At 52.4% G+C, this 22,473-nt stretch carries 19 protein-coding genes; 5 read left to right on the top strand and 14 right to left on the bottom strand.

Going from position 1 to position 22,473, the window contains the following annotated elements; all coding sequences use genetic code 11:
• The 4 genes from mrdA to ABJM21_RS17100 are packed head-to-tail and all read right to left on the bottom strand — an operon-like array spanning nucleotide 1 to nucleotide 4,472.
• On the bottom strand, nucleotides 1–1,971 hold the full coding sequence (mrdA, locus tag ABJM21_RS17085) for a penicillin-binding protein 2 (protein WP_348371801.1): 1,971 nt from the start codon (nucleotides 1,969–1,971) through the stop codon (nucleotides 1–3).
• Entirely contained in the window at nucleotides 1,968–2,483 is a 516-nt protein-coding gene (mreD, locus tag ABJM21_RS17090) for a rod shape-determining protein MreD (RefSeq protein WP_348371804.1), read from the bottom strand. The genes mrdA and mreD overlap by 4 nt, the downstream gene beginning before the upstream one ends.
• Nucleotides 2,483–3,391 carry a rod shape-determining protein MreC gene (mreC, locus tag ABJM21_RS17095; RefSeq protein ID WP_348371806.1) on the bottom strand — a complete coding sequence of 303 codons (909 nt, stop codon included), beginning with the start codon at nucleotides 3,389–3,391 and terminating at the stop codon, nucleotides 2,483–2,485. The genes mreD and mreC overlap by 1 nt, the downstream gene beginning before the upstream one ends.
• 43 nt (nucleotides 3,392–3,434) lie before the next feature.
• On the bottom strand, nucleotides 3,435–4,472 hold the full coding sequence (locus ABJM21_RS17100; RefSeq protein WP_348371809.1) for a rod shape-determining protein: 1,038 nt from the start codon (nucleotides 4,470–4,472) through the stop codon (nucleotides 3,435–3,437).
• Nucleotides 4,473–4,646: 174 nt separating this feature from the next.
• On the opposite strand from ABJM21_RS17100, the gene mutL reads away from it, so the two are divergent.
• Nucleotides 4,647–6,458 carry a DNA mismatch repair endonuclease MutL gene (gene mutL / locus ABJM21_RS17105; RefSeq protein WP_348371812.1) on the top strand — a complete coding sequence of 604 codons (1,812 nt, stop codon included), beginning with the start codon at nucleotides 4,647–4,649 and terminating at the stop codon, nucleotides 6,456–6,458.
• 220 nt (nucleotides 6,459–6,678) lie between these two features.
• Here the strand turns inward: mutL and ABJM21_RS17110 are convergent, their stop codons facing one another.
• The 4 genes from ABJM21_RS17110 to ychF all read right to left on the bottom strand — a co-directional run bounded on the left by ABJM21_RS17110 (nucleotide 6,679) and on the right by ychF (nucleotide 10,423).
• The gene (locus ABJM21_RS17110; protein WP_348371815.1) at nucleotides 6,679–7,392 is read right to left on the bottom strand and encodes a hypothetical protein; all 714 of its coding nucleotides are present in this window, start codon (nucleotides 7,390–7,392) and stop codon (nucleotides 6,679–6,681) included.
• Nucleotides 7,393–7,551: 159 nt separating this feature from the next.
• Complete coding sequence (locus ABJM21_RS17115) at nucleotides 7,552–7,998, bottom strand: MaoC family dehydratase (RefSeq protein WP_348371877.1); 447 nt, start codon at nucleotides 7,996–7,998, stop codon at nucleotides 7,552–7,554.
• A 41-nt stretch (nucleotides 7,999–8,039) separates the two neighbouring features.
• The gene (locus ABJM21_RS17120) at nucleotides 8,040–9,275 is read right to left on the bottom strand and encodes an ectonucleotide pyrophosphatase/phosphodiesterase (RefSeq protein WP_348371817.1); all 1,236 of its coding nucleotides are present in this window, start codon (nucleotides 9,273–9,275) and stop codon (nucleotides 8,040–8,042) included.
• 47 nt (nucleotides 9,276–9,322) lie between these two features.
• Nucleotides 9,323–10,423: a redox-regulated ATPase YchF gene (ychF, locus tag ABJM21_RS17125; RefSeq protein WP_348371820.1), complete on the bottom strand. Its 1,101-nt coding sequence runs from the start codon at nucleotides 10,421–10,423 to the stop codon at nucleotides 9,323–9,325.
• A gap of 142 nt (nucleotides 10,424–10,565) precedes the next feature.
• On the opposite strand from ychF, the gene ABJM21_RS17130 reads away from it, so the two are divergent.
• Nucleotides 10,566–11,531 carry an SGNH/GDSL hydrolase family protein gene (locus ABJM21_RS17130; protein ID WP_348371823.1) on the top strand — a complete coding sequence of 322 codons (966 nt, stop codon included), beginning with the start codon at nucleotides 10,566–10,568 and terminating at the stop codon, nucleotides 11,529–11,531.
• 20 nt (nucleotides 11,532–11,551) lie between these two features.
• On the opposite strand, the gene pth is transcribed toward ABJM21_RS17130, so the two are convergent.
• The 5 genes from pth to ABJM21_RS17155 all read right to left on the bottom strand — a co-directional run bounded on the left by pth (nucleotide 11,552) and on the right by ABJM21_RS17155 (nucleotide 15,766).
• A complete protein-coding gene (gene pth / locus ABJM21_RS17135) occupies nucleotides 11,552–12,124 on the bottom strand; it encodes an aminoacyl-tRNA hydrolase (RefSeq protein ID WP_348371826.1) in 573 nt (190 codons plus the stop codon).
• A 100-nt stretch (nucleotides 12,125–12,224) separates the two neighbouring features.
• Complete coding sequence (locus ABJM21_RS17140) at nucleotides 12,225–12,908, bottom strand: 50S ribosomal protein L25/general stress protein Ctc (protein ID WP_348371828.1); 684 nt, start codon at nucleotides 12,906–12,908, stop codon at nucleotides 12,225–12,227.
• Nucleotides 12,909–13,045: 137 nt separating this feature from the next.
• Entirely contained in the window at nucleotides 13,046–13,840 is a 795-nt protein-coding gene (locus ABJM21_RS17145) for a thioesterase family protein (protein ID WP_348371831.1), read from the bottom strand.
• A gap of 21 nt (nucleotides 13,841–13,861) precedes the next feature.
• Nucleotides 13,862–14,776 (bottom strand): TraB/GumN family protein, encoded by a 915-nt coding sequence (locus tag ABJM21_RS17150; RefSeq protein ID WP_348371833.1) that lies wholly within the window; start codon nucleotides 14,774–14,776, stop codon nucleotides 13,862–13,864.
• 54 nt (nucleotides 14,777–14,830) lie between these two features.
• A complete protein-coding gene (locus ABJM21_RS17155) occupies nucleotides 14,831–15,766 on the bottom strand; it encodes a TraB/GumN family protein (protein ID WP_348371836.1) in 936 nt (311 codons plus the stop codon).
• Nucleotides 15,767–15,939: 173 nt separating this feature from the next.
• Here ABJM21_RS17155 and ABJM21_RS17160 point away from each other — a divergent pair, with 173 nt between their 5' ends.
• Nucleotides 15,940–18,039: a molybdopterin oxidoreductase family protein gene (locus tag ABJM21_RS17160; protein ID WP_348371839.1), complete on the top strand. Its 2,100-nt coding sequence runs from the start codon at nucleotides 15,940–15,942 to the stop codon at nucleotides 18,037–18,039.
• 62 nt (nucleotides 18,040–18,101) lie between these two features.
• On the opposite strand, the gene ABJM21_RS17165 is transcribed toward ABJM21_RS17160, so the two are convergent.
• The gene (locus ABJM21_RS17165; RefSeq protein WP_348371841.1) at nucleotides 18,102–19,214 is read right to left on the bottom strand and encodes a TraB/GumN family protein; all 1,113 of its coding nucleotides are present in this window, start codon (nucleotides 19,212–19,214) and stop codon (nucleotides 18,102–18,104) included.
• Between the two features lie 162 nt (nucleotides 19,215–19,376).
• On the opposite strand from ABJM21_RS17165, the gene ABJM21_RS17170 reads away from it, so the two are divergent.
• Nucleotides 19,377–20,285 carry a glycine--tRNA ligase subunit alpha gene (locus ABJM21_RS17170; protein WP_348371880.1) on the top strand — a complete coding sequence of 303 codons (909 nt, stop codon included), beginning with the start codon at nucleotides 19,377–19,379 and terminating at the stop codon, nucleotides 20,283–20,285.
• The gene (gene glyS / locus ABJM21_RS17175) at nucleotides 20,285–22,369 is read left to right on the top strand and encodes a glycine--tRNA ligase subunit beta (protein WP_348371883.1); all 2,085 of its coding nucleotides are present in this window, start codon (nucleotides 20,285–20,287) and stop codon (nucleotides 22,367–22,369) included. The genes ABJM21_RS17170 and glyS overlap by 1 nt, the downstream gene beginning before the upstream one ends.
• The last annotated feature ends 104 nt before the right edge of the window (nucleotides 22,370–22,473 follow it).

The following is a 22,473-nucleotide window of genomic DNA, read 5'->3' on the forward strand; positions in this document are numbered from 1 at the left end:
TTATTGCCCCATTTCAGGAGTAGAACCTTCACCCGTTGCTTCAGTTTGCGCTGGTGCTACACGCCCTTCGGCTATTGCCTTTTCCAGTTCTTTTTGCGCACGATAGGCTGCGAGCTTGCGATCCATTCGTTCTGAAATAGTCCCGCCCCAGCTTTCCTCCAATGCTGTCAGTTTCTCCATTGCCTTTTCACGGTCGTAGAGAAATGTCATGACATCACGTGCGACCGGATAAGCGGATGACGAGCCACCCCCATGCTCTATTACTACGGCTGCTGCATAGCGGGGATTATCGACCGGTGCGAAGCAGACAAACAGGCCGTGATCCCGGAATTTCCATGGGACATCGCGGCCACCACGCCCGTATTTCAGGCTGACGACCTGGGCGGTACCCGTTTTGCCTCCTAACTTGATATTCTCAAGCGGCAGTTGAGCGCGCCTAGCCGTTCCGGCGCCGTTCACTACTTCGCTCATGGCCTCCCGAACATAGGAAAGATGTTCCGGCGAGATATCAAGCGCGGCAGCTGGTGGCTGGTCTTTTTCGAACAGCAATTTCGGTTCCAACTTTCGCCCCGATGCCATGCGGGCGGCCATCACACAAAGTTGTAGGGGATTAGAGAGGAAATAACCCTGTCCAATGGCGCTATTCACCGTGTCAAAATTGGCCCATTCACGGTTATGACGTTTCTTGATCCACTGAGTGTCCGGCACCGTACCATAGCTTTGCGAAGCAACGGGTAGATCATATTTTGCGCCCAACCCCAGTTCACGTGCCATCAGTGCGATTGAATCATAACCGATGCGCAGAGCCATTTTGTAGAAATAGGTGTCACAGCTTTTCGCGTTCGCTCGCATCATGTTTACGCTGCCATGCGTGCTGTGGCAGTTGAAGAACCGGTTCCCTACCCGCAGTCCGCCGGGGCAGCTGACGGTTTCCTCCGGATCAATACCGCCCCGCAGCAAAGCCAGCGATACCATCGGTTTAATCGTTGAGCCGGGTGGAAACAGTCCCTTGAGCGACTTGTCGCGCAATGGAACATGATCGTCATCTCGCAACATACCATATTCTGTCTGACCTATCCCGTCGGAAAAGCTGTTGGGGTCGAAGGATGGCATAGAGGTCTGAGTGAGAATATCACCTGTCTCGCAATCCATTACGACCACAGAACCGGATTCCGGACCAAGCCGGCGTGCTGCATATTCCTGCAAATCTATATCCAGCGTCATTTGCATGGCTTTGCCGGGAATGTCAGGCCGGCTATCTAGTTCGCGGACGATTTTGCCACGCGCCGTGACTTCTACACGCTTCGCTCCGGGCTTCCCTTGCAAGCGATCCTCAAAAGTCTTTTCAAGACCATCCTTGCCGATCTTATATCCCGGCGTGACCAAAATAGGGTCGGGATTTTCTTTATAGTCTTCGGCAGAAGCAATGCCGACATAGCCGACCAGATGTCCGACTGCTGCACCCGTTGGATAAAATCGCGAAAATCCTTGCCGTGGGGATACGCCTGGTAAATCCGGAAGGCGGACGCTGACAGCAGCAAATTTTTCCCAGTCCAATCCGGTGGCGATCTGAACCGGCTGAAAGCTTGTCGCCTGTTTCAATTCCTTATTGATCCGGTCAATTTCTTCCTGATCCAGTGACAATAGCTCGGCTAGCGTTGCAACCGTTTTGTTTTTGTCTTTCATGCGATCGGGAATGAGATCGACCCTGAAATCTGTCTTATTGTTGGCGACGGGTTTGCCATTACGATCAATCAACCAGCCACGCCTCGGCGGGACTAGTGTCAAGTTGACGCGGTTGCTTTCGGACAATAGCTGATAGCGTTCATTTTCGGCTACAGAAATATAGGCCATCCGGCCAGCAAGCAGAACGCCTATGCCTATCTGCAAACCACCAACAACAGTCGCGCGCCGGGAAAACGTAAGCGCTTGTATCGCGCCGCTTATGGTTTTTCCGCCTGAGATACTCATCGTGCCACTCGCCAGTTATCAATCGCTCCGATGAAGCGAGTCACAAAGGGGTATAGTAATATCGAAAGCAATATCTGGGGCACTAATATTTCCAGCCGGAGTAAATTGCTTTGAAAGTCTATGATGAGCATGCCGCTTATTAGCACAAAAATGATGGAAAGGGAGGCGATTAGCCAGTCTTGCCAATAATCCCTGCCAACCCCGCGACGGTCCAGTGTCTCTAGGGCTATGAATATCAGCGACCATAGAAATGCGGCGCTACCAAAAGGCTGCCCACTGAACATATCATCTACCATGCCCAAAGGAAAACCAGCCCATACCGGCCAATAACCGGGCCGGATCAAGCGCCAGGACAATAAGACCAACAAGCCCAGTGGCGGCAATATTGGATAGTCGGTGATTAAAGGCATGGCCGTAACCATGGAACCCAATATGACGGTGATGGACGGAATGAACTTGATGCGAAATTGCGAAGGTTGCCGGTTGATGCGGGAACGATAGGATTTCGCCATTATTCTCCGCCTTCGGCAGCGGTTTCGGCTTGGTCAATATTTTCCTGTTTGATTGCGGCCACAGTCTCTGCCTGAAACATCGGTTGCACGATGACATGACTGACTTTCGCTGAATTCGCCAATATTCGGGCGATAGCGCCGGTATCCGTTTTGCGAATGACGACAGCAACGGGAATACCGGGCGCATATAATCCGCCGCTGCCCGACGTAATCAACAGATCGCCACCCTTAAATGGGTTCGTCCCCAGATTGATCGGGCGCACGTCCACAGTGCCATCGCCGCGACCGGTCGCAAAGGCCGGGAGTTCGTCGCTGGCTCGTTTTACCGGCATCACATTCTGGCTATCGGAAACCAGCAATATCCGTGCAGTAGTGGGTCCAGCTTCCAACACGCGCCCGACCAGGCCTTCTGGTGCTCGAACCGGCTGCCCAATCAATATGCCATCGGTTGTTCCCAAACCAAGGGTCGCCATGCGCCGGGAGCTTGATGATGTGGAGCTGATCAGACGCGCCATACCGATGTCATCAGGCACTTCCTTGTCAAGATCGAGCAACCGTTTCAGCCGCTCATTTTCTTGCTTGAGCGCACGAGCTTCCAATATCTCGATCCGGCTGCTTTCCAGTTCACGCTTCATCGCGGCATTTTTGGAGGCGGCGTTAAAATAGGCAGAGATATTCTCTCCGGCATTGCCGGTTGCACCACCAACTTCTGAAAGTGTTTTGCTGACCGGAGCAGTCGCTTCGGCACCGATGGTGCGGAGAACGGCAAAACCCTGTGGATCGAAAATTGAAATAAGCAGCAAGAGGAGCCCGACGACAGCTCCCAATATGCCCAGTAAGTAGCTTGCGAATATACTATATTGCGCCCGCTTGGAAAATCCTGGGCGCCGGTTATTTGGCGGCGCCATTACTGTTTATCCTTCCACTCTCGTCATGCCAGTAATCTGTCCTTTAAGCCGTTGTGAGTACGCCACGGAACATCTCATCTTCCATGGCCCGGCCTGTGCCGATAGCAACGCAGGCAAGCGGATCTTCGGCAACCGTCACCGGCAGACCGGTTTCATCGCTCAATGCTTCATCAAGACCAGAGATCAATGCGCCACCGCCGGTAAGGACGATGCCCTGATCGACAATATCGGCCGCCAGTTCAGGCGCCGTATTCTCAAGAGCGATGCGTACGCCCTCGATAATCGTACCAATAGGTTCGCTCAGCGCTTCTGCGATCTGGCCCTGATTAATCGAAATCTCTTTAGGCACGCCATTGACCAAGTCACGGCCTTTGATGTGGATCGTGTGACCTACGCCATCAGCAGGAGCCTGCGCGACACCAAAATCTTTCTTGATCCGCTCAGCGGTCGTTTCACCAATTAACAGGTTGTGGTGACGACGCACATAAGAGACAATCGCTTCATCCATCTTGTCACCACCGGTGCGAACAGATGTGGTGTAAGCCAGGCCGCGCAAAGACAAGACAGCGACTTCGGTCGTTCCGCCGCCCACGTCGACAACCATAGAACCAATGGGCTCTGTCACCGGCATATCGGCACCAATGGCAGCGGCCATCGGCTCTTCGATCAAGAACACCTGACTGGCTCCGGCATTGGAGGCGGCATCGCGAATGGCGCGGCGCTCAACCGAGGTGGAACCCGATGGCACACAGATCACAATTTCCGGATAGCTGAACAGCTTGCTCTTGCCGTTTACTTTCTGGATGAAGTGCTTGATCATCTGCTCGGCCACATCAATGTCAGCAATCACGCCGTCGCGCAAAGGACGAATCGCCTCGATGCTATCGGGCGTTTTACCCATCATCATTTTGGCGTCGTTACCGACGGCTTTGACTTTCTTGATGCCGTTGATTGTTTCGATGGCAACAACCGATGGTTCGTTGAGGACGATTCCCTGACCGCGTACATAAACAACCGTATTGGCTGTTCCCAGATCGATTGCCATGTCCTGAGACCTGAACTTGAACAGATTAAATGCCATTTTTTTCCCGTGTTTTCTTACATTTGCAGCGAACGCTGTTCCCTAAAACTATAGCGACATTTTGGCTGAACGGGGGATGAAGTTAACCATATACATCGTCCAGCAAAACACCCCGAAAAACTAAGTCACAATCAAGGGTCGCTTGGCATGATCGCTTGGGCTAGGAATGCCGATATGTCAATAAGAAGACTCCCAAATAGCCTTATCAATCGGATCGCAGCCGGTGAAGTGGTAGAGCGTCCGGCCAGCGCTCTAAAAGAGCTGGTTGAAAACGCCATTGATGCTGGTTCGGCACAAATCAACATTCGTCTGGAGCAGGGCGGTCTGGATCTGATCGAAGTCGACGACAATGGCTGCGGTATGACGCGCGATGACATGGCTTTGGCACTCGAGCGGCATGCGACGTCCAAACTGCCTGATGAAGCGATTGAAATGGTCGCCACATTGGGTTTTCGAGGCGAAGCCTTGCCCTCGATAGCGAGCGTGGCGAAGCTGACCATTGAAAGCCGGGTAGCGGGCGAGGATGGTTGGACGCGAATCGTCAATCACGGCGAAGTGGAAGCGGACGAGCCAGCGGCCATCCCGCATGGCACCAAAGTACGGGTAGAACAGCTCTTCGCCAAAGTACCGGCGCGCCGGAAATTCCTCAGGACGCCGCGCAGTGAATATGCTGCGTGCGTAGATGTGGTGCGGCGGCTCGCCATGGCGCGGCCTGATATCGGGTTCACGTTGACGCATGAAAATCGCAAGGCGATTGCAGTGCAGGGCGGCGAAAGCGGCCCCGACCGGGTCGCGGCGCTCACCAACAAGGAACTGCGCGCCAACAGTGTCGCTGTTGATCTGGTGCGGGAAGAGGTAAGGCTTTCTGGTGTCGCAGGTCTGCCAACCTATAATCGCGGTGTCGCCGATCATCAGTTTCTGTTTGTCAACGGACGACCCGTCAAAGACCGGTTACTTGTGGGTGCTGTGCGCGGCGCTTATGCGGAAATGCTCGCACGGGATCGTCATCCTATTGTGGCCCTGTTTATTGATATGCCGCCGGAACTAGTGGACGTGAATGTGCATCCGGCCAAAACCGAGGTTCGTTTCCGCGAGCCAGCGATGATCCGCGGCATGATTGTCAGCGGTCTGCGGCGTGCTCTGGACGAGGGCGGTTTTCGAGCGGTCCAGCGTCCGGCGGAATCGGCCCTGGCCAATTGGCAGACGGAACCGCAGGCACCCGACCCCCAAACGAACATATTTACCGCGCAAGGGCCTATCGCGGGCAGGGCGACGGTCCAATCGCAAGCTTATCCATCCGCTGTCCAGGATAACTCCAGCGCTTTTGGCGCGCTGAATCCCGATGAATTGGCACCGCTGATGGGCAGGGCCGAAGAAGCTGCAGAGCCAGTTCCGGAAGCAGTCAATCACCCGCTCGGTATCGCCCGTGGACAAGTGGCCAAAACCTATATTGTTGCAGAAGCCGAAGATGGGCTTGTCATTGTTGATCAGCACGCGGCTCATGAACGCCTAGTGCTGGAACGCATGCGCAAAGCTGTGGAGGGCGGTACGGTCGCTTCGCAAGCCTTGCTGATGGCCGAAGTCGTTGAACTGGATGAAAATGCTTGCGACCGACTGGAAGCACGAACTGCCGAGCTTTCTGAATTCGGTCTGGAGCTGGAGCGGTTTGGTCCCTCTGCCATGTTGGTGCGCGCCACACCGGCGATGCTGGGTTCTGGTGACGTCAAAGGGCTGATTACCGATCTGGCAGACGAACTCGGGGCCTATGACGAAGCGTTGTCCCTGAAAGAACGTATTGATCATGTTGCCTCAACCATGGCTTGTCATGGATCGGTGCGGGCAGGGCGCGTGCTCAACGTTGCAGAAATGAACGCCCTTTTACGCGAAATGGAGATCACCCCGCACTCAGGCCAGTGCAATCATGGCCGCCCTACATGGGTAAAATTGGCGCATGGGGATATTGAGAAACTCTTTGGGAGGAAGTGATGTGCGGGTCCGCTTTATCCCGAAAGCGGACATTAGCTAATGCGCTCAGATATAACAAATGTGCTCCCGGTCAGCAGCATCGCTGTCCGGCCGCAAAATAGCGATTCCATTTATCTCAATACATTGCCAATAACGGCGCCGATCAGTCCGCCGGTATTCGCGTCCAAGAGTGCATCGCTTCCCGACTGTGACCTTTGATAAGAATAAAAAATTCGTCTCGCTAGCGTTTTCCGAAACGCCCCTTCCGCTTCGGCAATTTTTCCTTCAATACCTCTAATGTCAGCGCGGCTGTCTGATCTGTATCGAGCAACCTGAAACGATCCTCAGCGGCTTTCATAAACTCTGCTTTACTCACCCTCCAACTGATGTCGCTATCTGCGTCGAGCAGCGGATGATATATTGGTAACAACCCAAAACGCGCGGCACCTCCGACCGGACGTGCGTTCGAGTTTCCATTCGCATTTTCAGAACGTCCCTTGCCACCGCGACCGCCTTTATCGCCGCGACCTCCACCTCTGCCGCCTCTCCGCTGCGAGCTTTTTGTATCTTTTGATCCAGAGCGGCCATATCCGCCAATGGTGGGCGTCAGGATTTCTGGAAATATTTCCTGTTCGTAGCGTCTGATTTCAAAAGCATCGATTTGCTCATTCCCGTCCTCATCATATTCCGAAAAGGTGGATTCAAAATCTGCACGAAACTCTTCAGCAGAAATCTTGCCGTCACCATCACCATCCACCGAAGAGAACCACAGACCCATGGGATGTTGATCACTTTTGGAAAGATCGGGGCGGAATGGTTTGCCAGCAGGACTGACGAACAGAATATTTCGAACATGATTGGGTTTTTGAGCGTCCGCGGGCATTTGCTCGGCATGAGCTGGCCCTAAGGTTAAAAGTACAACAGCCATCGTAATCGATATGTTGTTTGGGAGCATGAATCATTCCTCAACTATTCAACTGCCCCCCCCACAATTGAATAAAGGCTCATTTCGGTTCGCGCACGAAAATAAGTGTCGCAAATTGTAACGTTGAGCTTTGAGATATTCTAATGTCCGCTTTTGCGCCCAAAACGGTCATTAGTGAGCCAAAAGCAATCAGTCTCCGCGCACTTGGATCAGCCCAGTACTCTCCATCGTCATGACCCGCTCGTCGTGCTGATTGAACACGGTGATCTTGCCTTTCATGATACCCATTTCCGGGCGGCTTTCGGATTGACGCTTTTCCAGCGTAACATGCTCACAGCGCAGCGTATCGCCGGGATAGACAGGCTTTAGCCAGCGCAAATTGTCAACTCCGGGTGACCCTAGACCAGCCTGTTTATTGGCAGCCATCTGGTCAACCATCATCCGCATCATCATCGCCGCACTGTGCCACCCGCTGGCGGACAACCGGCCAAAATGGGTCTTTGCAGCAGCTTCCTCGTCGAGATGAAAAGCTTGCGGATCATATTTGGAGGCGAAGTCGATCACCTCTTCGCGGGTGACTTCGTAGGATCCATATTTTTGGACGACGTCAATTTCGATATCTTCGTAATAGAGCATGGATATTCTTTCTGATGAAACCATGTTTCTATGGCAAGGCTTCAGGGTATTAGCGCCTGTTCAAATGGAGAGAGATCTCCATCGCTTGCATTGGGTTTGACGCCAGTCAAATGAGCGACCAGCGAATAGATGTCGACATTGTCGAACGTTGCTATTTTTCCATTGCTCGCGATAGCCGGCCCGCTGGCAAGGAAAAAAGCAATCATGTCTGGGTGGAGATGATCATATCCATGGCCGCCGCCGATGCCGGTCATCCATTCCGGTTTGTCCTGATAAACAACCCATCCTGTTGTTGGCAGGCAGATGATGGAAGGTACGCGCGCGTTTGTGCCATATTGAAAACGGGCAGGGATATCTGCTCTTTTCCAGCATTCCATATTCTCATGCGGTTTCAGGAACGCTGCATTGATGATGCTCATATCATCAGTGAGTGGTTCAATCCCCGCATAATTGCCATCCACTACAAGTCGATATTGATCACGCGGCAAGATCTTATCAAGATAGATGACGCGGTCAGGTCCTGTCTCGACCATCCCGTGATCTGAGGTGATAACGAAATTTACCGGCTGCCCCATGGCCTGGAGCTGGCTCTTTAAATCTCCGATATTCTGATCAACGGCGCTGATCACAGCATGGAGTTTCTCGCTGGGTGCCGGACCATAAAAATGCCCGGCGGTATCCACGGTATCAAAATAGAGCGTGACCAATTGTGGCCGTGTCGCATCCGGTCGTCGCATCCAGTCGACCACGGCATTGACGCGCCGATCCTCGGAAAGAGCCTGCGAAAAGGGCCACCAGTCACTTGGGCGTGTTCCGTCCAGCTCAACTTCCGATCCCGGCCAGAACATCGTTGCCGTTCTGACACCTTGCTTCTCAGCCGTTATCCAAATGGGCTCGGCCTGTTTCCACCAGAATGGATCCTTATTGGCCATAGTGAACTTCTCGCCGGGGCGGGCGGTATCCTCCATGCTGTTGCCGACAATGCCGTGATTATCTGGCGTTTTTCCGGTTACGAGAGTCCAATGGTTAGGGAAGGTCTTGGTTGGGAAGCTAGAACGCATGTCGGCATAAACGCCCGCTGCAGCTAGCGCGCTCAGATGTGGTGTGATGCCGCGATTGAGATAATCGGGGCGGAAACCGTCAATGGATATCAAAATTGTGACCGGTTCGCGACTTTGCTCCGCAGGCAGGGCGCTGGCCGTGCCTTTTGTTTGAGGGGTGGCGCAACCAGCCAGTAGAGCGCATGTTACAAACAGTTGTATTATATAACGAATCACGACTTTCCCCTTATCATGATCCCAATCTAGCGAGCTTTTATGACAAGTCAGACATTGAATTTGAAATTCATGATGTCACCATCCTGCGCGACATAATCCTTGCCTTCTTGGCGCAGCTTGCCGGCATCCCGTGCAGCGCTTTCACCGCCAAGAGACACATAATCGTCAAAGGCAATTGTCTCAGCGCGAATGAAACCGCGTTCGAAGTCGGTGTGAATTTCTCCCGCGGCCTCCGGCGCTTTGGCACCCTTATGCACCGTCCATGCGCGGGCTTCTTTGGGGCCAGCGGTAAAGAAAGTTTGCAGGTTCAGTAGTTGATATCCCGCGCGAATGACGCGAGCGAGACCGGATTCTTCCAAACCCAGTTCGGCAAGATATTCGGTGCGTTCTTCCATTTCCATGCCGACTAATTCGGATTCGATGGCGGCCGAAACAATGACTGCTTCGGCGCCTTCGGCCTTTGCCTTTTCAAAAACTGTTGCGCTCATCGCATTGCCAGCGGCGGCATCACCCTCGTCAACGTTGCAGACATATAATACAGGTTTTGCGGTGATCAGTTGTGATTGATCAAAGATGCGTTGTTCTTCATCATCTTTGGGTTCGGTCAAGCGTGCCGGTTTGCCATCGCGGAGCAATTCCAGTGTTTGACCAAGCACACTGGCCGCAATTTTGGCTTCTTTGTCGCCGCTGGTTGCTTTCTTTTCAAAGGCAGGAACACGCTTCTCAAGGCTTTCAAGATCGGCGAGAAGCAATTCGGTTTCGACTACTTCCGCATCTGAGAGAGGGTCAATTTTGTTCGACACATGCTGGATATCATCATCTTCAAAGCAACGCAGAACATGCACAATCGCGTCGACTTCGCGGATATTGCCCAAGAATTGATTGCCCAGACCTTCGCCCTGTGACGCGCCTTTGACCAGGCCGGCAATGTCCACAAAGGCCAGTTGGGTTTCAATAATCTTCGCGCTGCCAGCAATTTTGGCAATCTGGTGCAACCGCGGATCGGGGACCGCCACCTGACCAACATTAGGTTCAATAGTACAGAACGGATAGTTGGCTGCCTGCGCTGCCTGTGTTTCGGTCAGTGCATTGAACAGCGTTGATTTTCCGACGTTGGGAAGACCAACGATACCGCATTTGAAACCCATTTCAGTCACTCCGTGGAATTAAGCGTGCTCGATAGCGGGCCTCCTTTGTGATTACCAGTAGCAACGTGCAATGGAGATTGCTTTCATTCGTAAATCGGTGCAGGTTAAGGGAAATTAACGATAAAAAACGGGGAGAATGGTTATGAAGGCACGTTTACTGGGCGCGTTAGCGAGCGGTTTAATTCTGGCGACAGCGGTTCCGGCACAAGCTGAGCGCGATACGGCTCGGTACACATCCCTTACGGTTTTTGGCGATAGTTTGGTCGATGCCGGCAACGTATTTACCGCGACGGGCGGTGCTATCCCGGCCGCAAGCGAAGGTTATTTCAATGGCCGGTTCACCAATGGATATGACTATACTGACTTGCTAAGTATCGAATTATTTGGTGCGCCAACCGTCGCGTCGTTGCAAGGGGGTACCAATTTTGCTTTTGGCGGGGCCCGGGCTTCGAACACCAATCCATTTGTACCTGATCTGGGTGAGCAGCTCGGTCTCTATGCCGGTTATCTGTCTGTGCCGGGTAACGAGGTTGACCGGAACGGGCTCTACATCCTCAACTTTGGTGGTAATGACATTTTCAATGCGCCTGATAATCCAGGCGATGCTGATATATTCATTCGTCAAGCCGCGCAGGATTATGCTGCAGGTGTTCAGGCTCTGAACGATCTGGGCGTGCGTAATTTTCTGTTGACCGGTTTTCCCATCGCTAGTCCTCTCGGCTTTGCAGGAGAAGCGTATCTAACGCAGGAATTGGGAGCACTCAGCCTTGCAAGCGACGTTTCTTTCTTTCGATACAATTATCTCGATTTTTTCAATCGTATACTGACCAATCCGGCTGCTCTAGGATTGCCTGAACAGAGGTTAGATATTACCTGCCAATTGGCCGGACCTTCCGCGATAGCCAATGGTTGCGATGGCATATTCTCGTTTGACGGCGTTCATTTTTCAGCGCCGATCCATGAAGCCTTGGCCCGCGATATCGACAATCAGTTTAACGTGCTGGGTTCTGTACCGGAACCAACAACTTGGGCTATGATGATATTGGGTTTTTTCATGACCGGATCCGCTATCCGGCGTCGTAAGAAAATTCGCGTCAGTTATAGCTGACCCGGCCATCTGAACCAGTATTAGTCGTCCTGCAACCGCAGGGCGACATCGCTGATAAACCGGGCGTCGTTGCCTTTGGCCAACCAATCGGCTTCTGATGCAATGGCACCAAGCATTCCCGCGAGCGGATCGATCTCCGCCTTGCTGTAATTGCCCAGAACATGCCCATGAACGCGCGATTTGTGACCGGGATGACCGATGCCAATCCGCACGCGCCGGAATTCTGGTCCGATATGGGCGACGAGTGATTTAATGCCGTTATGCCCCGCCGTACCGCCGCCGCGTTTAACTTTGATCTTAAATGGATCGAGATCCAGCTCATCATAAAAGACGGTTACGTCCTCTGGCTCCAGCTTATAAAAACGCATGGCTTCGCCGACGCTGCGGCCGCTCTCGTTCATAAACGTAGCGGGCTTTAGCAGTAGAATTTTTTCCGAACCAAGCCGTCCTTCGATGGCCCAGCCTTGAAATTTCTGTTTAGGTGCAGGAAAGCCATGCACTTCTTCCAGTGCATCGATCACCATGAATCCTACATTATGGCGATGAAGCGCATATTGTGCGCCTGGATTGCCAAGACCGACCCAAAGTTGCATTTGCTTATCCTTTCGGTCCGCTCTTCAAATAAAAAACCGCCCATGCTGCGTATCGCAAAGCATGAACGGTTTTTCGTTACATTGTTTTTGGTGAAAAGGTCTAGTCCTCAGAACCGCCTTCAGTTGCTTCGCCTTCAGCTGCTTCGCCTTCAGCGCCTTCTTCACCCTCTTCGCCTTCACCTTCGCCTTCTTCAGCTTCGTCTTCAGAAGATTTCAGAGCGGACGGTGCGGTAACACCAGCAATGGTAAAGTCGCGATCGGTAATCGTGCTTTCCGAGCCTTCGGGCAGGGTAATGCTGGAAATATGAATCGAATCACCAATTTCCAAACCAGTCACATCGATTTCGATCTGATCAGGGATCTTGTCCGCATCACACATCAGGTCGAGCTCAAAGCGAACAACGTTCAACACGCCGCCACGTTTCAGGCCAGGTGATTCTTCTTCGTTGATGAAAACAACAGGAATGTTGACCTGCACCTTCGCGCCTTTGGCAAGACGGAAAAAGTCAACATGCAGAGCGCGGTCAGAGACCGGATCAAAAGCAACATCTTTTGGCAGGGTACGGGTTACTTCACCGTTCACGTCCACCATGACCAGAGAATTCATGAATACGCCAGTACCAAGCAGCTTGTTCAGCGCCCGCTCTTCGACATGAATTGTCACAGGGTCTTTTTTATCGCCATAAATAACGGCGGGGATGCGGCCTTCGCTGCGTAGTGCACGGGAGGCTCCCTTGCCAGCCCGTTCGCGAGGCTCGGCTGATAGTGTCAGCTGATCACTCATAATGTTGCTCCAAAAATATAGTTTTTACGAATTTTCCGCCACGCCTCCAGGGTGCTCATGGTCGGAAAGAGGGCGCTATAGGCAGAGGATCAGGGAAAAGCAAGGCAAATTGCGGGCTAAGGCAGCTTCTCTCGTCGTTAGCGGAAAAAGCCAATCTGGTTGCTGGTGGCGAGCAGGGTTCCGGTCTTTGACCAAAGCTCGACGCGCTGGTCGGTTGTACTGTTTCTAACCGTTGCGCCAGATACACGGAGAAGGAGATGATCGGACCCCGCCGCTGTAATATCCTCTTCATTGGCGTAGATATAGGTGGCCATTGAAACCGTTGATCCCATGCGAGGAATTTCCGACAGGAAAAATGTTCTGGGCATGGGTGTATCGCATATTGCAATAATACTCTTACGATCAATCGGACGGCCATCTTCCTGCTTAATCCATGTAATGGTTTCCGGCGTTCCATTGTCCGAAAATGGCGTTCCTTGGACGATATATTGTTCATAGGTCGCAACCCAGTTCGGAGTCATGGGCATGGCTTCCAGCCTGATCCCTCCATCCATGGCTTTGGTTTTCGGTCGCGTGAGCTGATAATCGATATTTGTTGGTTTGCGATTGCTGGTTACAATATCGGCTGTGTTTGTAATCATGTCGCGTTGTGAAAGTTCGGCACGCCAAAATTGCGTTGATGCACCTGATTTGAGCAAGCTTATTTTTATATCTACCTCGCCAGGCGCTACCGCAGACAAATAGGACATTTGCAACGAGACTATCGGTGCAGCGCAATCGGGATGGTCTTCCACCGCACGGGCTGCGACAGCCGCGACCCATCCGCCAAAAGCAGCTCCCGATGGGTTTTGAAAGATTTCGCGGCATTCGGCTACAAACTGGCCGGTTCCGCACGGAATGAGTGCGGTCTCGCGATCAAACAAAAATGTCATGAAGTTGTCCTGAAATCTATATTATTGAATCTTCTCGATCTTATATCCGCGCTTTTCCAGCATGGCTTGAACCGCATCTGGCCCAACAAGATGAGCCGCGCCCACTGCTACAAATGATATGCCGGGACTTTGAAGCTTTTTGTCCAATTGCTCGGTCCAGTCCTGATTGCGAGCAATGAGCAGCTTTTCCCGCGTTTTGGGATCTTCCAATATCCCGCCATTGGAGAGTTCCGCTATCTTGTCGGTATCTCCGGTAATCCAGGCATTGAACAGTTCTTCAAAGGAGTCTTTGGTATCGGCGGCTTCCTCTACAACACTGGTTAGCATATCGCGCTGTTGCGTTTCTGGTAATGTGTCAAAATAGCCGAGTTGCTGTTCTATGGTTTCCAAACCTTCGACCGGTTTCTTAAATTCACCAAATTGCGCAACCAGCTTTTTCTCCACACCTTCGCTGGAATCAAGGCCGAGCGCATTGGTTTGCGCGGATGCTAAAGATAGCGCTGCTGCCCAGCTTTCCATGCGGTTCAAAGCAAATTCTGGAATATTGCTTTTGTCGATCACGGCATCCAGATCATCGCGCAGAGAGGGTTTTACGCGCTGCTCAATCTCCGGTTGATTGGGCGAGATGGCAAGCTTGGCAAATATCTTGGCTGCATTGTCGGTATCCTCAAGGCCCAGCACTTCGATGACGAGCTGGTCCGACTCTTTCAGGGCGGTCTCCAGCAGAGGTGTCCGCCAGTTCACATTTTTCGGCAATATGTGGATGGTCCCAAACATATAGGCGGAACCCACTTGTTCCGGTTTCGAACCAGTGACTTTCCAAAGCGCCGGTTTGCCTTCTTTGACTGTGTCCAATTGTACCGGTTCGGGTGTGTTGGAACAGGCTGTCAAACCAACCGCGGCGATCATGCTCAGAATTATGCGAAGAAAAGTCATGGCATTTATCTGGTTATGATGGCGCCAAATAGGAAGGTGCCAGCAGAGAAAAACTTAATATTTGATGCGCTTCACTATCAAATCCCGTTTTTTCAGCATTTCTTGCAGACTATCATCTCCCGCGAGATGCCCCGCACCGACAGCCAGAAAGACGGTTCCGGGTTGTTTCATGCGTTCATCAACCCACACAGCCCAATTGGCATTGCGATTAGATAGCAATGTCTCGTAGAGAATTTTTTCTTCGAGGCCGGCGTTCATCAATTCCGCAAGGGCACTTATATTGGCGTTGGCCCAATGGGCGACCATATTTTCCATACCATCGGCCATTTCACCGATGGAATCGACGTTGAAATTCAAAAAACGAATTTGCACGTCTTCTGGCAGATTATCAAAGAAACCCAGCTGCTGCCGCGGTGTTTCAAGGCCGACTATCTTCATATTCCGGGCCTTGGCATGAGAATTCAAAGCGTCTTCAACGCCGCTATTGGTATCATATCCCCCTTGCATCAGCGGCACGAGCGACATGCTGACACTGGCAAACCATGGGTCCAACGGATCAAAAGCGTTTACGGGTATATTCAGCGATGTCATCGCCGCTTCATATTTTGTCCGATCCTCTGGCTTCAGTTTGTCGCGCAGTGAAACGCCGGTTTTGTCAATGGCCAGATCATTGACAATTTTCATCATTTCCGCTGGATCCGGCTCGATCATCTCAATGACCAGCTCGTCCGATGCATCAAATGCGTCTTTCACGGCCTCATCAAACCAGGTCAGACCGGGCTTTAAGATGTGAACCGTACCAAAGAGATAAATGGTCGTGTCTTCGTCCTTCAGCACCCAAAGCGCGGGGTCTGGATCATCCGGTATTGTAGCAATTTCATTAGGTTGCGGCGCAATGTCTCCAGCTGATTGCAGCGGTTCGGGCTGGCAAGATGCCAATCCGAGGGTGAGTGGCAAGAAAAGCAGAGCGGAAGACCAGCGGCGCATCATGAATATTGTTCCATTATCATCAATCGTTTGAAAGCTTGTTAGGGCGTCTGTGTTAATCCGGCAATCATTACCGAAATCCTAGCAACAATCTACTTTGTGTACAAAAAGCTATGCGGCCAGTAGTCAGCCTGCAAAGAGTCTGCTAATCGCTCAGTTAAATTAGGAGAGTTTCGATGAGCCAAGTCCATGCCCGCACCTGCCATATTTGCGAAGCCAATTGCGGCCTGTTGGTTGAAGTGGAGGGGCGTGAGATACTCTCGATAAAGGGCAATCCGGACCATGTGCTGAGCCGCGGGCATATTTGCCCGAAGGGCACGGCTATCGCTGATTTGCAGGATGATCCGGACCGGCTGCATAAGCCAATGAAAAAGGTCGACGGTCAGTGGCGGGAAATTGGCTGGGAAAAGGCGTTTCAGGAGATTGCCAGCAAGTTGAACGATTTGAAGCAAGCAGGCGCAAAACCTGCCATGTATATGGGCAACCCGAGCGCGCATGATTATGGTATCTCGACACAGGTGAGCACGTTGCGGCGTGCCATCGGCCTGAAGAATATCTATTCGGCTTCCACACTCGACCAGATTCCGCATCATGTGGTGCAGTATCATATGTATGGTCATGTTAGCCTGGCCCCCGTACCGGATATTGATCGCTGTCAGTATCTGTTGATTGTTGGCGGCAATCCAGCGGCTTCAAATGGCAGCATTTGGACGGTCCCTGATTTCAAGAAGCGTGTGAAAGAAATGCAGGCGCGCGACGGCAAGATGGTAGTGATTGATCCCCGCCGGACCGAAACGGCGAAATTGGCCGACGCGCATCATTTTGTGAAACCCGGGACAGATACAGCTTTGTTTATCGGCATATTGAAAGCGGTTTTTGAGGGCGGATATGCTGATATTTCTCGCCTTGAGGCTGTTATGGATGACAGTTGGGGCAATATCGAGCCAGCTATAGCAGGTTTTGATATGGACGGATTGTCGTCTCATTGCGGTATCTCGGTTGATGATATGCGAGAAATGGCCGCGCAACTAGGCGCCGATCAACCAGCGGCAATTTATGGCCGGATGGGTGTGTCCGTTTGTGAATTCGGAACGCTCAATCAATGGCTGATCCAAGTAATCAATATCGCGACCGGTAATCTCGACCGTGAAGGCGGCACGATGGTGGCTGAGCCCGCGCTGGATACGATCAATCTGGTGGGCAGGGGCTCCGTGCGCAAGGTAGACACTGTGCGCGGCGAAATGCCGGTGATCATGGGCGAACTGCCGACCATCACATTGGCTGATGAATTACTGCGTGAGGATGAAGAGCGGATCAGGAGCTTGTTCGTGATCACAGGCAATCCGGTGCTTTCCTCTCCAGATGGCGCCAAGCTGGACCGAGCGCTGGAAAAGCTGGATCTGATGGTGTCGTTTGACATGTATGTCACGGAAACCAGCCGCCATGCCGACTATATTTTACCTCCTTGTGGTCCGTTGGAAAAAGACCATTATCCGTTCTTTTTCGGACCACTCGCGATCCGCAACTATGCCAGTTATTCTCCCGCGATTTTCGATATTCAGGATGGTGAAAAGGCCGATTGGGAAATTATCGCCGAGCTGGCGCGCGAAATATTGGCAACCGATGGGCAGGATGTGCCCAATATCCGGGAACCACGCGATGTGCTGGATAATATGCTGCAAAGCTCGCCAGCGGGCCTGACTTTGGCTGAGGTGGAAGCCGCGCCGAATGGAATTGATCTGGGGCCTTTGCGTCCGTGCATGGCGGATCGGCTGATGACAGAAGACAAACAAATCCAGTGCGCCCATCCTGATTTTCTCTCGGAATTGCAGCGTTTTTCCGAATCACTCGATGACGTGCGATCCGATATGTTGCGCCTGATCGGTCGTCGTCATGTGCGGAGCAACAATAGCTGGCTGCACAACAGCAAGCGCCTGCTCAAGGGGCCGGAACGCTGTACATTGATGATCCATCCGGATGATGCGGCGCAGCGCGGATTGGCGGACGGCGACATGGCGGCTGTCGAAAGCCGGGTGAACAGCGTCGAGATTGTCGTTGAAGTAACAGATGACGTCATGCCCGGCGTGGTGTCTATCCCGCATGGCTTCGGCCATGGCCGTGAAGGGGTGGGCTTGTCTGTCGCAGCCTCAAAACCGGGGGTCTCGATCAATGATTTGACTGATCTGACCCGTTTCGACCCGTTGTCCGGCAACGCCGTATTGAACGCTACGCCAGTCACTGTGGAACGGGCGGTCGAGATGGTGGCCGCTGAGTGATTGGATTAAATGGTGGCCTCAACACGAGCATGAGCGCCGTTTGGCAGTCACGATAAAGCTATCTAAGGCATGCGTTCGAGCTGATAGCCCCTTTTCTCCAGCGCGGTTCGCAGATTGTTTTCGCCGTATAGATATTCCTGACTGACGATAACAAGACTGGCCCCCTCATCGTCCAGCATTGCGCCGATTTTGCCCGACCAGTTTTTCAATCGGTTCTGGCGAATATGCTCGTAAAGGTCGCTGAGACCTTCTGTCTTGACCGGCGGGGCTTCTGGCGGCTCGCCTTTGGCCCAAGCAACTCCTTGATGCTCTTGCGCAGTCAATGGTCCAACTCGGCCATAAGGACCGCGTTTTCTGTTTCTATATCGCTGAGATTTTTCCACCGTCAATTCCGCTCGGGTAAAAGCGTTGAGCCATTTTCGCTGCTTTTTCTCATCGATATCGTTTAGCAGATCAATCAGGTGTGACGGCTCTTCCAGACCGTTGACCTTGAGATCGCGATCTTTAACTGCATTGGTTATTTTATAGTCGAGATACTGATTATTGCGCCCGGGCTGAAACATCCGGTCGGTGTCGGCAATAAGGGTAACGAGCAGCCACGTCGGCATGAAATCACCAATAACCAAAAAGTCGCTCTTCAAATCCCCTTTAATTCTTTCAAACAAGCCAGGGTCAAAGCGATCTTCCACTAGGTCGCGATCATGGCGGATAAGTTTGCGAAAAGCTTCGCGTTCATTCTGCCGTCGCGTTTCCCGGTCTCTTTTATCGTAATAAACGGTTTCGAAATATACCTTGTCTGCGCTTTCGAAAGCGGTTGCAATGGCTTGGCTCTGCCACTTTATTCGACTCGAAAAACCTTCAATTCCGGCGAATATATAGATGGTTGAATCCGCATCGCTCATTTTCCAAAGCGCCGGGCTGGGGGTAAACTCAAAGACTGCCTTATAGGCGGCTTCGCGTTCTTTACGCTCTTTTTCAGCTTGTTTAACGGCTTCTGAGTTGCTGTGAGACGGTGTTGGTGTCGCATCTCTGGCGGCTTCGGCTGCCGCTGTAGCCGCTTCTATAGCTTCTTCGACGGCAGTTTTTTGTGCAGACGCGGGGCTGGCGAGCGGGATAGAGGCGGTTAGGGCGCAAAGAGCAACAAACCGAGACGACGTAAAAATGGATTTAATCATTTGAAATCATTGAAATATATTGACTGAATGCAGGATTAACATCGTCGTGCCAAATACGTCATATGGCCGCATTAAAGGATATGGGTTCTTGACCCGTGCGACACCATAAGCCAAAGCGTGGCCGACCTTATTGCACACCCTATTTTATTGGCGAAGAAAGCTATCACCTTGACCGACCAGAAGCCTCTCAGCTTCCAGCAGATCATCCTGAAACTCCATGATTATTGGAGCAATCAGGGATGTGCGATCTTGCAGCCGTACGACATGGAAATGGGTGCGGGTACTTTTCATCCCGCAACCACGCTAAAGGCGCTTGGTCCGGACCCATGGAATGCTGCTTTTGCGCAGCCTTGCCGCCGGCCTACGGACGGCCGCTATGGAGAAAATCCCAACCGGTTGCAGCATTATTACCAATATCAGGTGATCCTCAAACCTTCGCCACCGAATATACAACAGCTTTATCTCGACAGCCTGACCGCGATCGGCATTGATCCGATGCTCCACGACATTCGCTTTGTCGAGGATGACTGGGAAAGTCCGACACTGGGTGCCTGGGGTCTGGGCTGGGAAGTCTGGTGCGACGGCATGGAGGTGACGCAGTTCACCTATTTCCAGCAAATGGGCGGTTTTGACTGCAAGCCGGTGGCTGGCGAACTGACTTACGGGCTCGAGCGGCTCGCCATGTATATTCAGGGTGTCGATAGCATCTATGATCTGGATTATAATGGAGCTGGAGTCAGTTACGGCGATATCTTCTTAGACAATGAGAAGCAGATGTCGGAGTGGAATTTCGAGGTCGCCAATACCGAAACGCTGTTTGACCTGTTCAACAAAGCGGTTGGCGAATGTGAAAATTGCCTCGAGGCAAAACTGCCTATTCCGGCCTATGAGCAAGCGATCAAGGCGAGCCATGTGTTCAACCTTTTGCAGGCACGCGGCGTGATCTCTGTGCAGGAACGCGCCAGCTATATGGGCCGCGTCCGGGATCTCGCGAAGGGTAGCTGTGAAGCCTATATGGCGAAGAACGCCGAAGACTGGAAGTTGTGTCATCCGAAATGGAGCGCGGCATGATGGCTGATTTCCTGCTCGAACTGCTGTCTGAAGAAATTCCTGCGCGGATGCAGGCCAAGGCTCGCGCTGATCTGGAGCGGCTGTTTACGGCGCAATTGAGTGATGCTGGCCTGAAAGCTGGCGATGTCACCGTCTATTCGACACCAAGGCGGCTTGCGCTGATCGCAAACGACCTGCCGGATCAGACTGAGGCGGTTAGCGAAGAAGCCAAGGGGCCACCGGAAGGCGCGCCCGATCAGGCGGTTGATGGGTTCTGCCGCAAAAATGGCGTGATCCGCGATCAGCTGGAAGTCCGTGACGTCAAGGGCCGGGCGACCTATTTTGCCGTGATCAATAAGCCGGGCCGAGCGACCAGTGATGTGCTGGCCGAAGCGATCCCGGCGATCATCAAAGCCTTCCCATGGCCCAAATCCATGCGTTGGGGCGATGCTAGTGCTTCGACGGAAAGCCTGCGTTGGGTGCGGCCTTTGTCAGGCATTGTCGCGATATTGGGTGATGATCTGGTCGCCTGTGAAATTGACGGCGTGACGTCAGGTTATGAAACCGTCGGCCACCGCTTTCACCATGAGGGCATGATAACCATCGGCAATGCGGGTGATTATGCTGAAAAGCTGCGCGCCTGCCATGTCTTGGTAGATCAGGCCGAACGCGAATCCATCGTACGCGAGGGCGCAGCCAAGGCGGCAGCGGACGGCGGACTTGAGCTAGTTGCCGACGAAGGTCTGGTGATCGAAAATGCCGGCCTGACCGAATGGCCTGTGCCCTTGCTGGGCGGCTTTGATCCGGTGTTTCTGGATGTACCGGAAGAGGTTATTCAGCTCACTGCCCGAGTGAACCAAAAATATTTTATCTGCCGCGATAAAAACGGCAAACTAGCACCGAATTTCATCTGTACCGCCAATATTGACGCCACAGACGGCGGCAAGGCGATTGTTGCGGGTAATGAAAAAGTGCTGGCGGCAAGGCTGTCCGACGCCAAATTCTTCTGGGAACTTGACCAGAAGACGGCGCTGGAAGATCATGCCCAGAAATTGAGCAACATTGTGTTCCATGAAAAATTGGGAACGGTTGCCGACAAGGTAGAGCGTGTAGTCAAGTTGGCTGAGTGGTTGGCGTCTTTAGAAGGGACTGGGTTACACCGTGCCAACCCAGAACAGACTCAACTGGCTGCACGTCTCTGCAAAGCTGATCTCGTCACCGAAATGGTAGGCGAGTTCCCCGAGCTGCAAGGCTTGATGGGCGGCTATTATGCAGAGAAAGAAGGCTTGCCGATTGAGGTAAGCAACGCAATCCGCGATCATTACAAGCCAGTTGGGCAGGGCGATGAGGTGCCGACTGATCCGGTAACGGTAGCGGTGAGTTTGGCGGATAAGCTGGATACGCTTTTCTCGTTTTTTGAAATTGATGAGAAACCTACAGGATCGAAGGACCCATTTGCGCTTAGACGTGCTTCATTGGGAATATTGAGATTATTGCAGCGAAATGACATTCGAGTTCGAATGCCGCTCCTTTCTGATTTCTGGAGCGGTAAGCCGAATGCTGGTTTGGGTATTGATATAGTCAATTTCTTCCATGATCGTCTTGGCGTCCAACTCAAGGAGTCCGGAATTCGCTATGATGTCGTTCTTGCCTCGGCTCAATTGGGTGACGATTGGGACAGTATTTTAGTTCGAGTAGAACAGCGAGCAAAGGCATTGCAGGCGTTTTTGGAAACCGAGGACGGTTCTAATTTGCTCGTCGGCTATAAGCGCGCCTCGAACATCTTGAAGAAAGAAACCACTGCGGGTGTAGACCCAGAGCAGAGCAACTCAAAAACCCTTTCCTACACGCCCGAAAAAGCCGAAAAGGCGCTTATTGACGCGCTGGATGCAGCGCAGCCTGACGTGACCGCCGCCATTGAAGCGGAAGAGTTTGAAAAGGCGATGATCGCGCTCGCCCATTTGCGCGCTCCGATTGACCAGTTTTTCGAGGATGTGACGGTGAATGACAGCGATGCGGACAAACGGGAGGCGCGGCTTGCTCTGCTCACCCGTTTTCGTGCAGCCGTGCATCAGGTTGCCGACTTTTCCAAGATTGAGGGATGATGTGATTGCTAGTCGAGCCTGTGTGAATTGTGTGAACTTTGAAACTGCGCAAGCAGATCGCATGATGATTCAGAAGGACGTCATGATTGGCGAAATACACCCTG

The organism is Parasphingorhabdus sp. (genome assembly GCF_039977335.1).
Lineage (GTDB): Bacteria > Pseudomonadota > Alphaproteobacteria > Sphingomonadales > Sphingomonadaceae > Parasphingorhabdus.

Bases quoted from the DNA above. Each gene is read 5' to 3' on its own strand.
- pth (WP_348371826.1), bottom strand. From the start codon at position 12,124: ATGCAACTTTGGGTCGGTCTTGGCAATCCAGGCGCACAATATGCGCTT.
- mreC (WP_348371806.1), bottom strand. From the start codon at position 3,391: ATGGCGCCGCCAAATAACCGGCGCCCAGGATTTTCCAAGCGGGCGCAA.
- ABJM21_RS17130 (WP_348371823.1), top strand. From the start codon at position 10,566: ATGAAGGCACGTTTACTGGGCGCGTTAGCGAGCGGTTTAATTCTGGCG.
- ABJM21_RS17165 (WP_348371841.1), bottom strand. From the start codon at position 19,214: ATGATTAAATCCATTTTTACGTCGTCTCGGTTTGTTGCTCTTTGCGCC.
- ychF (WP_348371820.1), bottom strand. From the start codon at position 10,423: ATGGGTTTCAAATGCGGTATCGTTGGTCTTCCCAACGTCGGAAAATCA.
- ABJM21_RS17110 (WP_348371815.1), bottom strand. From the start codon at position 7,392: ATGCTCCCAAACAACATATCGATTACGATGGCTGTTGTACTTTTAACC.
- ABJM21_RS17115 (WP_348371877.1), bottom strand. From the start codon at position 7,998: ATGCTCTATTACGAAGATATCGAAATTGACGTCGTCCAAAAATATGGA.
- glyS (WP_348371883.1), top strand. From the start codon at position 20,285: ATGGCTGATTTCCTGCTCGAACTGCTGTCTGAAGAAATTCCTGCGCGG.
- mutL (WP_348371812.1), top strand. From the start codon at position 4,647: ATGTCAATAAGAAGACTCCCAAATAGCCTTATCAATCGGATCGCAGCC.
- ABJM21_RS17145 (WP_348371831.1), bottom strand. From the start codon at position 13,840: ATGACATTTTTGTTTGATCGCGAGACCGCACTCATTCCGTGCGGAACC.
- mrdA (WP_348371801.1), bottom strand. From the start codon at position 1,971: ATGAGTATCTCAGGCGGAAAAACCATAAGCGGCGCGATACAAGCGCTT.
- ABJM21_RS17155 (WP_348371836.1), bottom strand. From the start codon at position 15,766: ATGATGCGCCGCTGGTCTTCCGCTCTGCTTTTCTTGCCACTCACCCTC.
- ABJM21_RS17150 (WP_348371833.1), bottom strand. From the start codon at position 14,776: ATGACTTTTCTTCGCATAATTCTGAGCATGATCGCCGCGGTTGGTTTG.
- ABJM21_RS17160 (WP_348371839.1), top strand. From the start codon at position 15,940: ATGAGCCAAGTCCATGCCCGCACCTGCCATATTTGCGAAGCCAATTGC.
- mreD (WP_348371804.1), bottom strand. From the start codon at position 2,483: ATGGCGAAATCCTATCGTTCCCGCATCAACCGGCAACCTTCGCAATTT.
- ABJM21_RS17140 (WP_348371828.1), bottom strand. From the start codon at position 12,908: ATGAGTGATCAGCTGACACTATCAGCCGAGCCTCGCGAACGGGCTGGC.
- ABJM21_RS17100 (WP_348371809.1), bottom strand. From the start codon at position 4,472: ATGGCATTTAATCTGTTCAAGTTCAGGTCTCAGGACATGGCAATCGAT.